The sequence below is a fragment of the Micromonospora sp. DT228 genome (genome assembly GCF_049841595.1).
GTDB lineage: Bacteria > Actinomycetota > Actinomycetes > Mycobacteriales > Micromonosporaceae > Micromonospora.
In genome coordinates, this window is sequence record NZ_JBNCKO010000009.1 from 238,121 (window position 1) to 252,109 (window position 13,989).

General features: G+C 71.6%; 12 protein-coding genes. 3 read left to right on the forward strand and 9 right to left on the reverse strand.

The window, feature by feature from the left end:
• Positions 1-27 precede the first annotated feature (27 nt).
• The 5 genes from ACLQ29_RS20270 to ACLQ29_RS20290 are packed head-to-tail and all read right to left on the reverse strand — an operon-like array spanning position 28 to position 4,626.
• The gene (locus ACLQ29_RS20270; RefSeq protein ID WP_425773059.1) at positions 28-669 is read right to left on the reverse strand and encodes an SRPBCC domain-containing protein; all 642 of its coding nucleotides are present in this window, start codon (positions 667-669) and stop codon (positions 28-30) included.
• Positions 669-1,034, reverse strand: coding sequence for an ArsR/SmtB family transcription factor (locus tag ACLQ29_RS20275; protein WP_425773060.1), 366 nt, complete (start codon positions 1,032-1,034; stop codon positions 669-671). The genes ACLQ29_RS20270 and ACLQ29_RS20275 overlap by 1 nt, the downstream gene beginning before the upstream one ends.
• Positions 1,035-1,061: 27 nt before the next feature.
• Positions 1,062-3,152 (reverse strand): xanthine dehydrogenase family protein molybdopterin-binding subunit, encoded by a 2,091-nt coding sequence (locus ACLQ29_RS20280; protein WP_425773061.1) that lies wholly within the window; start codon positions 3,150-3,152, stop codon positions 1,062-1,064.
• Positions 3,149-4,132 (reverse strand): FAD binding domain-containing protein, encoded by a 984-nt coding sequence (locus ACLQ29_RS20285; RefSeq protein ID WP_425773062.1) that lies wholly within the window; start codon positions 4,130-4,132, stop codon positions 3,149-3,151. Before ACLQ29_RS20285 ends, ACLQ29_RS20280 begins: the two co-directional genes overlap by 4 nt.
• The gene (locus ACLQ29_RS20290; RefSeq protein ID WP_425773101.1) at positions 4,129-4,626 is read right to left on the reverse strand and encodes a 2Fe-2S iron-sulfur cluster-binding protein; all 498 of its coding nucleotides are present in this window, start codon (positions 4,624-4,626) and stop codon (positions 4,129-4,131) included. The genes ACLQ29_RS20285 and ACLQ29_RS20290 overlap by 4 nt, the downstream gene beginning before the upstream one ends.
• A 126-nt stretch (positions 4,627-4,752) precedes the next feature.
• On the opposite strand from ACLQ29_RS20290, the gene ACLQ29_RS20295 reads away from it, so the two are divergent.
• Positions 4,753-5,316, forward strand: a complete 564-nt coding sequence (locus ACLQ29_RS20295; RefSeq protein ID WP_425773063.1) for a nucleotidyltransferase family protein — start codon at positions 4,753-4,755, stop codon at positions 5,314-5,316.
• A gap of 58 nt (positions 5,317-5,374) precedes the next feature.
• Here the strand turns inward: ACLQ29_RS20295 and ACLQ29_RS20300 are convergent, their stop codons facing one another.
• From ACLQ29_RS20300 to ACLQ29_RS20315, 4 genes are all read right to left on the reverse strand, one after another.
• Entirely contained in the window at positions 5,375-6,751 is a 1,377-nt protein-coding gene (locus tag ACLQ29_RS20300; protein ID WP_425773064.1) for a GH1 family beta-glucosidase, read from the reverse strand.
• A 29-nt stretch (positions 6,752-6,780) separates the two neighbouring features.
• Complete coding sequence (locus tag ACLQ29_RS20305; RefSeq protein ID WP_357255623.1) at positions 6,781-7,620, reverse strand: carbohydrate ABC transporter permease; 840 nt, start codon at positions 7,618-7,620, stop codon at positions 6,781-6,783.
• Positions 7,613-8,605, reverse strand: a complete 993-nt coding sequence (locus tag ACLQ29_RS20310) for a carbohydrate ABC transporter permease (RefSeq protein ID WP_425773065.1) — start codon at positions 8,603-8,605, stop codon at positions 7,613-7,615. Before ACLQ29_RS20310 ends, ACLQ29_RS20305 begins: the two co-directional genes overlap by 8 nt.
• 70 nt (positions 8,606-8,675) lie before the next feature.
• A complete protein-coding gene (locus tag ACLQ29_RS20315; RefSeq protein ID WP_425759131.1) occupies positions 8,676-9,974 on the reverse strand; it encodes a sugar ABC transporter substrate-binding protein in 1,299 nt (432 codons plus the stop codon).
• Positions 9,975-10,212: 238 nt separating this feature from the next.
• On the opposite strand from ACLQ29_RS20315, the gene ACLQ29_RS20320 reads away from it, so the two are divergent.
• Together ACLQ29_RS20320 and ACLQ29_RS20325 are read left to right on the forward strand one after the other, a co-directional pair.
• Entirely contained in the window at positions 10,213-11,412 is a 1,200-nt protein-coding gene (locus tag ACLQ29_RS20320) for an ROK family transcriptional regulator (protein ID WP_393371011.1), read from the forward strand.
• A gap of 257 nt (positions 11,413-11,669) precedes the next feature.
• Positions 11,670-13,898 (forward strand): discoidin domain-containing protein, encoded by a 2,229-nt coding sequence (locus ACLQ29_RS20325; RefSeq protein WP_425773066.1) that lies wholly within the window; start codon positions 11,670-11,672, stop codon positions 13,896-13,898.
• The last annotated feature ends 91 nt before the right edge of the window (positions 13,899-13,989 follow it).

The following is a 13,989-nucleotide window of genomic DNA, read 5'->3' on the forward strand; positions in this document are numbered from 1 at the left end:
GGGCAGGGTGCCCGGCGCTGCTGTCGCTCAGGCTTCCGGGGCGCCGGTGTAGAAGGCGGTGGTACGCGCGGCGGCGGCGTTCGCCTCGTCGGGATCGGTGCCGGCGGCGATGCTCGCCGCACCCCACAGTCGGCTGCTCAGCTCCACGGCCCGTCGGCCCTCGGGCGATGCGCTCCACTCGGCGGCCTGCTCCGGGGTGATCCCGCTGCCGTCGCCGGCCAGGTGGGCGGCGAGACCGAGGAGCCCGAGGTCCCAGCCGACGCCGACGGCGCCCGGCCCGAACTGGGCCCACCGGTCCTGGTCGACGTGCGCGATGTGGTCCAGGTCTAGGCGTGCCCGCTCGTCGTCGACTCCGGTGATCCGCACCTCGATCCAGCTCACCTCGCCGCCCATTTCCCAGGTGGCGGTGAAGCGGTGCGGCGGGTCGCAGCTCTCGACGACGCCGTGGGCGTTGCCCTGGAGCTCGTACTTGCCGTGCAGTCGCAGGTCGCCGGAGATCGGCAGGAACCAGCGGGGGATGCGCTCGGCGTTGGTGCAGGCGTCCCAGAGATCCTCGGCCGTCGCCTGGTAGGTCTGGCTGATCGTGGTCACCCGGGCCTCGCCGGCCTCCAGGGTGCGGCTGCCGACCGTGCGCCGTACGGCGTTGATCTGCTCGGTGGCGTCGAACATCAGGTGGTCCTCTCGTCGGGTGGGTCGGCCGGCTCGCGTAGCCGACGTTCGCGTCGGCCCCGGGCCAGCTCGGTGGCGAGTGCCGCCAGGGGTGGGGCCCAGAAACGGCGGAAGTGCTCCAGCCAGCCGTCGACCTCACGCAGCGGCCGGGGGTCGACCGCGTACAGCCGCCGGGCGCCCTCCGGCCGCACGGTGGCGAAACCGTTGTCCCGTAACACCTTGAGGTGCTGGGACACGGCGGGCTGGGAGATGCCGAACTCGTCGCGGATCACCGCGCTGACCGCGCCGGCGGTCTGCTCGCCGGTGGCGAGCAGCTCCAGGATGCGGCGCCGGACCGGATCGCCCAGCACGTCGAAGGCGTGCACGACACAGTTATATCAGCAGTAGCTTATTTAAGCCAAGCGTGATGAACCAATCAGCTTGTCCAGCCGGATCGGCAGGTCCCGGATCCGTACGCCGGTGGCGTGGTGCACCGCGTTGGCGACCGCCGCCGCCGCGCCGACGATGCCGATCTCGCCGATGCCCTTCACCCCGGCGGGGTTCAGCTCGTCGTCGCGCTCGTCCAGCCAGTACGCCTCGACGGACTCCACGTCCGCGCAGCCGGTGATGTGGTAGGTCGCCAGATCGTGGTTGACCCAGTCGCCGTACCGCTCGTCGAGCAGGCCCTCCTCGTGCAGGGCCATCGACAGTCCCATCGTCATGCCGCCGATGAGCTGGCTGCGGGCCGTCGTCGGGTTCACCACCCGCCCGGCCGCGAACACCCCGAGCATCCGGTTCAGCCGTACCTCGCCGGTGTCCGCGTCCACCCGCACCTCGACGAACTGCGCCCCGTACGCGTAGCGGGGCAGGGCGGGCTGCCCGCCCACCTCGTCGGCGGTGTCGGCCTCGGCGGTCACCTCGGCGGTCGGCGGTACGCCCTCGCGTAGCTTCTCGCGCAGCGCCTGCGCGGCCCGGATCACCGCCCAGCTCCAACTGGCGGTGCCCATCGAGCCCCCGGCCAGCGGCGCGCTCGGCAGGGCGGTGTCACCGATGTGGATCTCCACCCGCTCCGGCGACACCCCGAGGGCGTCGGCGGCCACCTGCCAGATCGCCGTGCGGGCGCCGGTGCCGATGTCGGTGGCGTTGATCCGGACCGCGAAGGTCCCGTCCGGCCGGGCGGTGGCCGTGGCCGACGACGGCCTGGCCCGAGCCGGGTAGCTCGACCCGGCCATCCCCGTGCCGATCAGCCAGCGCCCGTCGTGCCGGGCGCGGGGCGTCGGGTCCCGGTCGGTCCAGCCGAACCGCTGCGCGCCCTCGCGCAGGCAGGCCACCAGGTTGCGGCTGGTGAACGGTCGCCCCTGGTCCGGGTCGACCGCCGTGTCGTTGCGGATGCGCAGCTCCACCGGGTCGATGCCGGCGGCGATGGCCAGCTCGTCCATCGCCGACTCCAGGGCGTACGCGCCGGGGCACTCGCCGGGCGCGCGCATCCAGAACGGCGTGGGCACGTCGAGGCGGACCAGCCGGTGCGTGGTGCGGCGGTGGGGCGCGGCGTACATGCTGCGGGTGTAGACGGCGGTCTGCTCGGCGAACTCCCGGATGGTCGAGGTCTGGCTGATCGCGTCGTGGCAGATCGCGGTGAGCCGCCCGTCGGCGTCCGCGGCGAGGCGGACCCGCTGGATGGTGGGTGTGCGGTAACCGACCGGCCCGAAGATCTGCTGACGGGTCAGCGCCAGCTTCACCGGTCGGTCCACGTGCCGGGCCGCGAGGGCGGCCAGCACCACCGACGCCTTGGCGTACCCCTTGCTGCCGAAGCCGCCGCCGACGTGCTCGGCGACCACCCGGATCGACTCCGGGGGCAGCCCGAACAGCTCGGCGAGGGTGGCCCGCACCGGCGACGCGCCCTGGGTGGAGTCGTGCACCAGCAGTCGGCCGTCGCGCCACTGTGCTGTTGTGGCGTGTGGCTCCATCGGGTTGTTGTGGTACGCCGGGGTGCGGTACGTGGCGTCCACCCGCACCGGTGCGGCCGCGTACCCGGCGTCGAAGTCGCCCTCGGCGGTGTCGGTCGGATAGCTGGGGTTGACGTGGTCCGGCCGGTACAGGCCGGGGTGCTCGTCGGTGAGCACGGTGCTGTGCGGGCCGGCGTCGTAGGCGATGCGGACCAGCCGGGCGCCCTCCCGGGCCGCCTCCAGGCTGGTGGCCACCACCACGGCGACGTACTGCCCCCGGTAGTGCACCGCCGGCTCCTGCAACAGCCACAGCTCCGGCTGGGGGCCGGGCGCGAGGCGGGGCGCGTTGCCGTGGTGCAGCACGGCCAGCACGCCGGGCGACGCGAGCGCATCGGTGGTGTCGACCCGGGTGATCCGGCCCCGGACCACGGCCGACGGCACCGCCCAGCCGTAGGTGACCCCGTCCACCTGGTACTCCACCGCGTACCGGGCCGCGCCGGTGACCTTTGCGCGGCCCTCCAGCCGGGGGTACGCGCGGCCGACGGCGCCGGTGGTCACGACGACGCCAGCTCGCTGAGCGCCCGCACGGTGATGGCCCGGGTCAGCGGCACCTTGAAGCCGTTGTGCCGCAACGGGCGGGCCTCGGCCAGCTCCGCGTCGGCGGCCCGCGCGGCCAGCTCCGGGCTGAACTGTCGACCGCGCATCTCCTCCTCGGCCCGGTACGCCCGCCACGGTCGGTGCGCCACCGCCCCGTACGCCAGCCGGACGTCACGGACCACGTCGCCGTCGAGGTCCAGCACCGCGGCCACCGAGCCGGCGGCGAAGGCGAACGAGGCCCGGTCGCGCACCTTGAGGTACGTCGAGCGGCGCGCGGCCGGCAGCGGTGGCAACCGGACGGCGGTGATCAGCGCGCCCCGGGCCAGGGTGGTCTCCCGTTCCGGGTGCGTGCCGGGGGAGCGGTACAGGGCGGCGATGGGGATGTCGCGGGGGCCGTCGGTCTCGTGCACCTGCACCACCGTGTCGAGTGCGGTGAGCGCCACGGCCAGGTCGGACGGGTGGGTGGCCACGCACTGCTCGGACCAGTCCAGCACCGCCAGGTCGCGGTTCTGGCCGTGCAGCGCGGCGCAACCGCTGCCCGGCTCCCGCTTGTTGCACGCCTTGCCGGTGTCCTGGAAGTAGACGCAGCGGGTGCGCTGCAACAGGTTGCCGCCGGTGGTGGCCATGTTGCGCAGCTGTCCGGAGGCGGCGGCGAGCAGGGCGCGGGCCAGCACCGGGTAGTCCCGGCGGACCACCGGGTGGGCCGCGAGGTCGCTGTTGCGGACGGTCGCGCCGATCCGCAGCCCACCGTCGGGCAGCTCCTCGACGGTGTCCAACGGGAGCCCGGTCACGTCCACCAGCACGTCGGGGCGCTGCACCCCGAGTTTCATCAGGTCCACCAGGTTGGTGCCGCCGCCCAGGTACGCGGCGTGCGGTTCGGCGTCGAGCACGGCGACCGCGTCGGCCACGTCGGCGGGGCGGTGGTAGCGGAACGCCTTCACGACGACGTCGCCGTCTCGCGCACGGCCGCGACGATGTGCGGGTACGCGGCGCAGCGGCACAGGTTGCCGGCCATCCGCTCGCGGATCTCCGCGTCGGTCAGCTCGGCGGGCGTGTTCAGGTCGTCGGTGACCGCGCTGGGCCAACCCCGGGCGACCTCGTCGAGCATGCCGCGGGCGGAGCAGAGCTGCCCGGGGGTGCAGTAGCCGCACTGGAACGCGTCGTGCGCGATGAAGGCGGCCTGCAACGGGGACAGCTCGTCCGGCCCGGCCAGCCCTTCGACGGTCACCACCGACCGGCCGTCCACGGTGACCGCGAAGACCAGGCAGCTCTTCACCCGTCGGCCGTCGAGCAGCACCGTGCAGGAGCCGCACTGGCCGTGGTCGCAGCCCTTCTTCGCCCCGGTCAGGTCGAGGTGCTCGCGCAGCGCGTCGAGCAGGGTGGTGCGGTTGTCCAGGGTCACCTCGTGGGACGCGCCGTTGATCTCGACCGTCACCCGGGAGGAGTGGCGCTCGTTGATCGTCGTTGCGTTCTCCGGTCCGCCCTGCACCGGCCCAGACTAGCTTTGTCGGTATATCTCAGGGCGAATAACGCAAAGCACTTCGTGCGGGAGGTGACGACGGTGACCGCCGGACTGCTGCTGGCCGCCGGTGCCGGGCGGCGCTACGGCCGGCCGAAGGCGCTTGTCGAGCTGGACGGCGAGCCGCTGGTGCGGCGCGCGATCCGGCTGCTCGGCGACGGCGGCTGCGCACCGGTGCACGTGGTGCTCGGCGCGGGCGCCGACCAGATGCCCGACCTGCCCGGCGCGGTGCCGGTCCGGCACGACCGCTGGCCCGACGGGCTGGGCTCGTCGCTGCTGCGGGGCCTGGCCTCGCTACCGGCCGACGTGCCGGCCGCCGTCGTGGTCCTCGTCGACCAGCCGCTGCTCAGCCCGGTGGCGGTTCGCCGGGTACGCGCGGCGTACGCCGGCGGCGCGGTCGTCGCGGTCGCCACCTACGCCAGCCGCCCCGGGCACCCGATCCTGCTGGATCGGCGGACCTGGCCGCTGCTGGGCGGGTACGCCGTCGGTGACCGGGGTGCCCGCGACCTGCTGCGCGAGCGGCCGGACCTGGTGGTCGAGGTGCCCTGTGACGACGTCGGCTCCCCGGTCGACGTGGACACCCCGGCCGACCTGCCCGGCCGCTGAGCGGCGCCGAACGGCCGCCCGGGGTGTCGACACCCCCCGGGCGGCCGTACCCCCGTTCTCAGGCCACCGGTGTCGCGGTGCCGGTGGCCCCGGCGAGACGCTGGTGGGCGCGGATCAGCTCGGCGTAGCGCAGACCGCTCGCCTTCAGCGTCCGGGCTTGCGTCGCGTAGTCGACGTGCACCAGCCCGAAACGCTTGTCGTAGCCGTACGCCCACTCGAAGTTGTCGAGCAGCGACCAGACGAAGTAGCCGTCCAGCGGAACCCCCCGGGCCACCGCCGACGCGCACGCCGCCAGGTGCTGCTCCAGGTGGTCGGTGCGCTCCTTGTCCTCCACCGTGCCGTCCCCGGTGACCTCGTCCGGCCAGGCCGAGCCACTCTCGGTGACGATGATCCGGCCCGGCCGGTACTCCTCGTGCACGTCGACGAGCAGCCGCTCCAGGCCCGCCGGGTACATCTCCCAACCCATCGCGGTCTCGACCGAGCCGGGCACCGGCACCTGCCGCGCGTACGGGGCCGGGCCGGTCGGGTCGTCGACAACCAGTTGACGGAAGTAGTAGTTGACCCCGAGGAAGTCGGTGGGCGTGGCGATCACGGTCAGGTCGTCACCGCGTACCGGTGGATCGACGCCGTAGGTGGCGATCATGTCGGCGGGATAGCCGCGCCCGTGGATCGGGTCCAGCCACCACCTGTTGACGTGCCCGTCCGCCCGGCGGGCCGCCGCCACGTCCTCGGGTCGGTCGGTGGCCGCCTCGATCGGGCTGAGGTTGACCACCAGACCCACCGAGGCCGGGCGGGCCGCGTTGGCGCGGATCGCCTGGGTGGCCAGCCCGTGCCCGAGCAGCACGTGGTGCGAGGCGTGCACCGCGCGGGTGAGGTCCCGCTCGCCGGGGGCCATGGTGCCATCGAGGTGCCCGATCCAGCACACGCAGAGCGGCTCGTTGACGGTGCACCAGTCGGCGACCCGGTCACCGAGGCGGGCGGCCACCACCGCCGCGTAGGCGGCGAACGCTTCGGCGGTGGCGCGCTCCGGCCAACCACCGGCGTCCTGCAACGCCTGCGGCAGATCCCAGTGGTAGAGCGTGACGAACGGCCGGATCCCGTCGGCGAGCAACGTGTCGACGAGCCGGTCGTAGAAGTCCAACCCGGCGGGGTTGACCCGACCGACGCCGTCCGGCATCACCCGCGGCCAGGCCACCGAGAAACGGTACGCGTCCACGCCGAGCCGGCGCAGCAGCGCCAGGTCCTCCGGCCACCTGTGGTAGTGGTCGCAGGCCACCGCGCCGGTGTCGCCGTTGTCGACGTTGCCGGGGATCGCCGAGAAGGTGTCCCAGATGGACGGCGCCCGGCCGTCGACGTCGACGGCCCCCTCGATCTGGTACGCCGCCGTGGCGACACCCCAGAGGAAGTCGGGTGGCAGCTTGGACAGGTCGGGCACGGGACGGGTCTCCTCTGGGATTGACGTACTCACTTGACCGCGCCGGCGGTGAGGCCGGCGACGAAGTACCGCTGCAGGGCCAGGAACCCGACGACGACCGGGACGCTGACCACGAGCGAGGCGGCCATGATCTGGTTCCAGTAGACGTTGAACTGGGTGGAGTAGCCCTGGAGGCCCACGGCCAGGGTGCGGCTGCCCTCGTCGGTCATCACCGACGCGAAGAGCACCTCGCCCCAGGCGGTCATGAACGCGTACACGGTGACCGCGACGACGCCGGGCACGGCGGCCGGCAGGATCACCTGGAACAGGGTGCGCAGCGGCCCGGCCCCGTCGACCTGCGCCGCCTCGTCCAGCCCTCGCGGGATCGAGTCGAAGTAGCCGACAAGCATCCAGATCGAGAACGGCAGCGAGAAGGTCAGGTACGTGATCACCAGGCCGGTGCGGCTGGCGTACAACTCGATGCCGGTGGCGTTGCCCAGGTTCACGTAGATGAGGAACAGCGGCAACAGGAACAGGATGCCGGGGAACATCTGGGTGGACAGCACCGTCACCGTGAAGACGCCCCGGCCGCGGAAGCGGTACCGGCTGACCGCGAACGCCGCGAAGATGGCCACCACCACCGAGCAGATCGCCGCGATGCTGGACACCACCAGGCTGTTCACCAGGTACCGGGCCAGCGGCACGGTGCTCCACATGTCGATGAACGGTTGCAGCGTGGGCCGGCTGGGCCACCAGGTGAAGCCGTTCTGCACGTCCTGCAACGGCTTCGCCGCGGAGGTGACCATCACGTAGAGCGGGATGACGACGAAGAGGGTGAGCAGGGTCAGCACGATGCGCCGGCCCCAGCGCTCACCGGCGGTCTCACGCATGGTCGTCCCTCCGACGGTTGGTGATCAGCAGGTACGCGGCCGAGACGATCATCAGGAACAGCAGCAGCGCCACCGACATGGCCGAGCCGGAGCCGAAGTCCCAGGTCTTGAAGGAACTGCGGTAGATGTGGATGGAGATGAGGTCGGCCTGTTCGGGGGCGGAGCCGCCGAAGAGCACGAACGGGGTGTTGAAGTCGTTGAAGGTCCACAGGAACAGCACCAGCAGCAGCACCAGGTTCACCGGCCGCAGCATCGGCAGGGTGACCGAGCGCAGCCGACGCCAGAACCCGGCGCCGTCGATCGCGGCGGCCTCGTACAGCTCACCGGGCACGTTCTGCAGGCCGGCCATCAGGCAGAGGAACGCGAACGGCCAGTTGCGCCACACCGACACCACGAGCAGCGACCAGAAGCTGTTGTCACCGATCAGCCAGAACGGCCGCTCGTTGAGCAGCCCGAGCTGGTCGACCAGGACGTGGTTGACCAGGCCGGTGTCGCGTTGCAGCAGGAAGCTCCAGGTGATCACCGCGGCGTAGACCGGCAGGGCGTACGGGGTGAGGAAGAGCGCGCGCAGGATCGCCCGTCCGCGAAACGGCTTCTGCAACACGACAGCCGCCGCGATGCCGAGCAGCCAGGCGAACCCGACCGAGAGCAGGCTGTAGGCCAGGGTGATCCAGAACGAGTGCAGCAGTTCCTTGCCGGCCGCGCTGTTCAGGTTGAGCGTCGCCCGGTAGTTCTCGAACCCGATGAAGGGTGCGGTGGACCAGTCGCGGATGTGGAACTGGGTCAGCTCCAGCAGGCTCATCCAGACCCCGACCACCATCGGGATGACGTGGATGGCGAGTTCCAGCACGATGGCCGGGGCGAGCAGCAGATACGGCAGGAGGGAGCGGCGGGGGCCGCGGGGCCGGCGGGCCGGCTTCCGGGCCGGTGAACCGGCCCGGGGTTCGCGCCGGTCGGCGTCCGGCGCGGTGGTGCTGGTTGCCATCGGGGTCCTCTCGGAGGCGGTGGCCGTGGCCAGGCTCAGCGCCTGACCACGGCCACCGGTGCCGCCTGGGTCAGCGCATCTTCTGCTGCGCGTCGGTCAGCTTCGCCTTCACCGAGGCCTCGGTGACCGGCTTGCCGCTTGCCGCGTCCGCGAACAGCTCCTTCATCGCGGTGCCGACCAGGGTCTCGAAGGTGCTCTCCTCGGGCACCTGCGGCAGCGGGGCCGCGGTGGTGACCAGGGTCTCCTGGATGGTCTTCTGCTCGGTCGCGCTGAACGCCGGGTCGGAGCCCGCGGTCTTGACCGCCGGCAGCGAGCCGTACGTCTTGTTGAGGATCGTCTGCTCCTCGTCGCTGGTCATGAACTTGACGAAGCTCAGCGCGCCGTCCTTGTTCTTGGTGTGCTTGAAGACCGCCATGTTGATGCCGGCGACCATGCTGTTGACCTTCTTGCCGCCGGCCGGCGGGCTGGCCAGGAACGGCACCGGGGCCACCCCGTACGCGTCGGCGGCCATGTTCTGCGTCTTGAGGTTCGAGCCGGCGGACTGCCACAGCAGCATGGCGGCCTTGCCGTTGGCGAAGTCGGAGACCGACTGGTTCTGCGCGTACTCCGCGTTGCTGGGGTTGGTGATCTTGTCGGCGGCCATGAAGTCGATGTACCGCTTGATCGCCGAGACGTTCTGCGGGGTGTCGAAGGTCGGCTTGCCGGCCGAGTCGAACCACTCGCCGCCGTACTGCTGGCTGAAGGTGAACGCGTGGTGGGCGTTCTCCGACGGGTTGGCCCCCTCGATCGCCAGGCCCCACTTGCCGCCGGTGCTCAGCTTCTTGCCGTACTCGGCGAGCTGTTCCCAGGTGGTCGGCGGTGCGGTGAGGCCGGCGTCGGCGAACGACTTCTTGTTGTAGTACAGGCTGTACGCCATGCTGTAGAGCGGCACGGCGGCCGGCGGCTTGCCGGGGGCGCCGGCGGCGGCGAGCGCGGCGGGCACGATCCGGTCCTTGCCGCCGACGGCCTGCAGGGTGGCGTCGTCGAACTCGACGAGCGCGCCGGTGGCCTGCAACGACGCCGACCAGGTGTTGCCGATGTTCACCACGTCCGGGCCCTTGCCCGAGGCGGCGGCGGCGAGCAGCCGGTTGAGCAGGTCCGACCACGGGACCACCTCGACGGTGACCTTGATCCCGGTCTGCTTCTCGAACTTGTCCAGCTCGGGCTGGAGGGTCGTCTTGTCGGCCTCCAGGCTGGCGCCCTGGTTGCTGGCCCAGTAGGTGAGCGTCTTGGGCGATGCGGCGGAGTCGTCGCCGGAGCCGCCGCAGGCGGTCAGCGAGGCGGCGGCCAGTACGGCGGCGGTGAATATCCCGAGGTGTCGTCTCGACACGGGTCAGCCCTTCCGGAGCGTGGTGGGGGTCCGCCGGCCTCCGTCGCCGATAGGGGTCGAGACGACGGGCGGCCGGCTGCGGGACAGGGTTCGGGGGTGCGCCGTCGGAGTCCGTCGGCGTTTCCCGGGAGTTACATCACGGCTTAAATTATGTCGTCATTAAAGTGGCTGGCCGGTGGGTCGTCAAGCACGGTGCGGTTACAGTCGCCTCGAACGGCCAACCAGAACGGGGTGTCGAGTGGAGCTGGCGCGTGCCACCAACCGCAGCGTGCGGCTGCGCAATCGGTCCGCGCTGCTGACCAAGCTCTTCCTCGACGGCCCGCTCACCCGCCAGGACCTGGTGCGCAGCACCGGGCTGAGTCAGCCGGCGGTCAGCAACGTGGTGGCCGACCTGATCGACGAGGGGCTGGTCGCCGAGGCCGGGGCCGCCGAGTCCGACGGCGGCCGGCCCAGCATGCTGCTGCGGATCGCGCCCCGCTTCGCCTTCGTGGTCGGCGTGGACGTCGGCGAGACCCGGGTCCGGGTGGAGCTGTTCGACTTCGCGATGACCCTGCTGGCCAGCGTCGAGTACCCGCTCGACCCGGCCCGGACCGAGCCTGACCTGGTGGCCGGGCACGTGCTGGCCGGCATCGACGCGGTGACCGGGCAGGCCCAGGTGGCCCCCGGCGACGTGCTCGGCGTCGGCATCGGTGTCTCGGGAGTGGTGGAGCAGGGCGTCGAGGCCGTCGTGCACGCCCAGGCCCTCGGCTGGGACCGGGTGCCGCTGGAGAGGTTGATCAGCGCGGGCACCGACCTGCCCCTGCACATCGACAACGGCGCGAAGACCCTCGGCCAGGCCGAGATGTGGTTCGGCGCCGGCCGGGGCGCCCGACACGCCGTCTTCGCGCTTGTCGGCTCCGGCGTGGGCGCGTCCGTGGTGACCGGCGGCGCCACCTACCGGGGCGCGTCCAGCAGCGCGGGGGAGTGGGGGCACACCACGCTGGTGTACGGCGGCCGGGCCTGTCGGTGCGGCGCGCGCGGCTGCCTGGAGGCGTACGTGGGCGCGGAGGCGATCATCGAGCGCTACCGGGAGGCGCGCCGTGGTCGACCGGTGCCCGGCGAGGACGAGGAGTCCCAGCTCGCCGCCCTCGTCGCCGCCGCCGACACCTCGGTGACCGCCCGGCGGGTGCTGGACGAGACCGCCGGCTACCTCGGCGCGGGCGTGGCCAACCTGATCAACCTGTTCAACCCGGAGCGGGTGGTGCTCGGCGGCTGGGCGGCGATGGCGCTCGGCGACCTGCTGCCGGCCGTCCGCGAGGCCGCCGGCCGGCAGGCGCTGCGCCAGCCGTTCGAGCAGGCGTCGATCGAGCTGTGCCGCCTCGGGGTGGACGCGGTGGCGCTGGGCGCCGCCACGCTCCCGATCGCCCGCTTCCTCACCGAGGGCGGCGTCCGCCGCTGAGCCGGGACGACGGCAGCGGGGTGCGGCGAATTACACAAAAAGAATCCTCGGGATAAATAACGAAGTTATAGATCGATGTCTTGACGCCGCCGCAACCTCGCCGCAACACTCCTACGAGAGCGCTCTCCGGCCCGCGGTGCCGTACCGGCGGCACCCAGAACTGTGGCGTCGCATCGGCGGCACCACCCACGGCACCCCGGGGCGAGCCCGATCCCACCCTCGCGGCAACCCGTAGCCCCCTATCGACAGGCGATGTCATGACATCTCATGCAACATCCGTACGCCCCCGTCCCCGACGGGTCGTGCGGCACCTGCTCGTCGGACTCACCGTGGCCCTGGTCGCGGCGCTCACGCCGACCGGAACCACGACACCCGCGCAGGCCGCCCCCTCCCTGCTGTCCCAGGGCCGCACGGCGACCGCCTCGTCCACCGAGAACGCCGGAACGCCCGCCGCCGCCGCTGTCGACGGCAACACCGGCACCCGCTGGTCCAGCGCGTTCAGCGACCCGCAGTGGGTGCAGGTCGACCTGGGTGCCCGCGCCACCATCACCCAGGTCAACCTGCTGTGGGAGGCCGCCCACGGCCGGGCCTTCCAGCTCCAGACCTCCGACAACGGATCCACCTGGACCACGATCTACTCGACTACCACCGGCGCCGGCGGCACCCAGAACCTCACCGTCTCCGGCGCCGGCCGCTACGTCCGCATGTACGGCACCGCCCGGGGCACCGGCTACGGCTACTCGCTCTGGGAGTTCCAGGTCTACGGCGAGACCGGCGGCGGCACCAACGAACCCCCGGTAACGCCCACCGACCCGTACAACCCGAACCTCGGTCCGAACACGTTCGTCTTCGGCCCGAGCACCCCGACGTCGACGATCCAGAGTCGACTGAACACGCTCTTCACCCAGCAGGAGACCAACCAGTTCGGCCCGCAGCGCTACGCGGTGCTGTTCAAGCCCGGCACCTACAGCGCCGACGTCAACCTCGGCTTCTTCACCCAGGTCGCCGGCCTCGGCATGAGCCCGGACGACGTCAACCTCAACGGTCACGTCCGCACCGAGGCGTTCTGGATGGGCGGCAACGCCACCCAGAACTTCTGGCGGGCCGCCGAGAACCTGTCGGTCACCCTGCCCGCCGGGCAGACCGTGGAGCGGTGGGCGGTGTCCCAGGCCGCGCCGTACCGCCGGATGCACCTGCGCGGCGGGCAGAACCAGATCCAACTCTGGAACGGCGGCGACGGCTGGTCCAGCGGCGGCCTGCTGGCCGACACCCGCGTCGACGGGCTTGTCGTCTCCGGCTCGCAGCAGCAGTGGTACTCCCGCAACAGCGAGTTCGGCAACGGCTGGACCGGCTCGGTGTGGAACATGGTCTTCCAGGGCGTCACCGGGGCACCGGCGCCGAGCTTCCCCAACCCGTCGCACACCGTCATCGCGCAGACCCCACAGGTCCGCGAGAAGCCGTTCCTCTACGTCGACGGCACCGGCGAGTACCGGGTGTTCGTGCCGGCGCTGCGCACCAACTCGACGGGCACCAGTTGGTACAACAAGACCCCGGCCGGCTCGTCGATCTCGCTGTCGCAGTTCTTCGTCGTCCAGACCGGCACCAGCGCCGCCACCATCAACGCGGCTCTCGCCCAGGGCAAGCACCTGCTCTTCACCCCGGGCGTGCACCACGTCACCGAGCCGATCCAGGTCAACCGGGCCGACACGGTCGTCCTCGGCCTCGGCCTGGCCACCATCCAGGCCGACAACGGCAGCGTCGGGATGCGGGTGGCCGACGTGGACGGCGTCAAGGTCGCCGGCCTGATGTTCGAGGCCGGCACGACCAACTCGCCGGTGCTGATGGAGGTCGGGCCGTCCGGATCGTCGGCGAGCCACGCCAGTAACCCGACCTCCCTGCACGACGTGTTCTTCCGCATCGGAGGGCCACACGTCGGCAGGGCCACCAACACGTTGACCGTCAACAGCGACAACGTGATCGGTGACCACATGTGGCTGTGGCGGGCCGACCACGCCGCCAGCGGCGTACCGACCGGGTGGACGTTGAACACCGCCGACACCGGGCTCACGGTCAACGGCGACAACGTCACCATGTACGGCCTCTTCGTCGAGCACTACCAGAAGTACCAGACCATCTGGAACGGCAACGGCGGCCGGACGTACTTCTACCAGAACGAGCTGCCGTACGACGTGCCGAACCAGGCGGCCTGGATGAACGGGTCGACCCGGGGCTACGCCGCGTACAAGGTCGCCGACTCGGTGACCAGTCACCAGGCGTGGGGGCTGGGCAGCTACAGCTACTTCAACGTCAACCCCGCGGTGGTGGAGGAGCGGTCCTTCGAGGTGCCGGTCAATCCGAACGTGCGGTTCACCAACATGGTCACCGTCTCGCTCGGTGGCGTCGGCACCATCAATCGGGTGATCAACAACGCCGGTGGCACCGCGAACGCGGCCAACCAGACGGTGTACCTGACCACCTACCCCTGACCGGGGCGTCCGCGCCGGCCCGGTCCTTGCAGACCGGGTCGGCCGGGTAGCACCCAGGGCCGTCGCCGGCCCGGTCCCGCCGAGACCGGGC

Bases quoted from the DNA above. Each gene is read 5' to 3' on its own strand.
- ACLQ29_RS20270 (WP_425773059.1), bottom strand. From the start codon at position 669: ATGTTCGACGCCACCGAGCAGATCAACGCCGTACGGCGCACGGTCGGC.
- ACLQ29_RS20305 (WP_357255623.1), bottom strand. From the start codon at position 7,620: ATGCGTGAGACCGCCGGTGAGCGCTGGGGCCGGCGCATCGTGCTGACC.
- ACLQ29_RS20310 (WP_425773065.1), bottom strand. From the start codon at position 8,605: ATGGCAACCAGCACCACCGCGCCGGACGCCGACCGGCGCGAACCCCGG.
- ACLQ29_RS20325 (WP_425773066.1), top strand. From the start codon at position 11,670: ATGACATCTCATGCAACATCCGTACGCCCCCGTCCCCGACGGGTCGTG.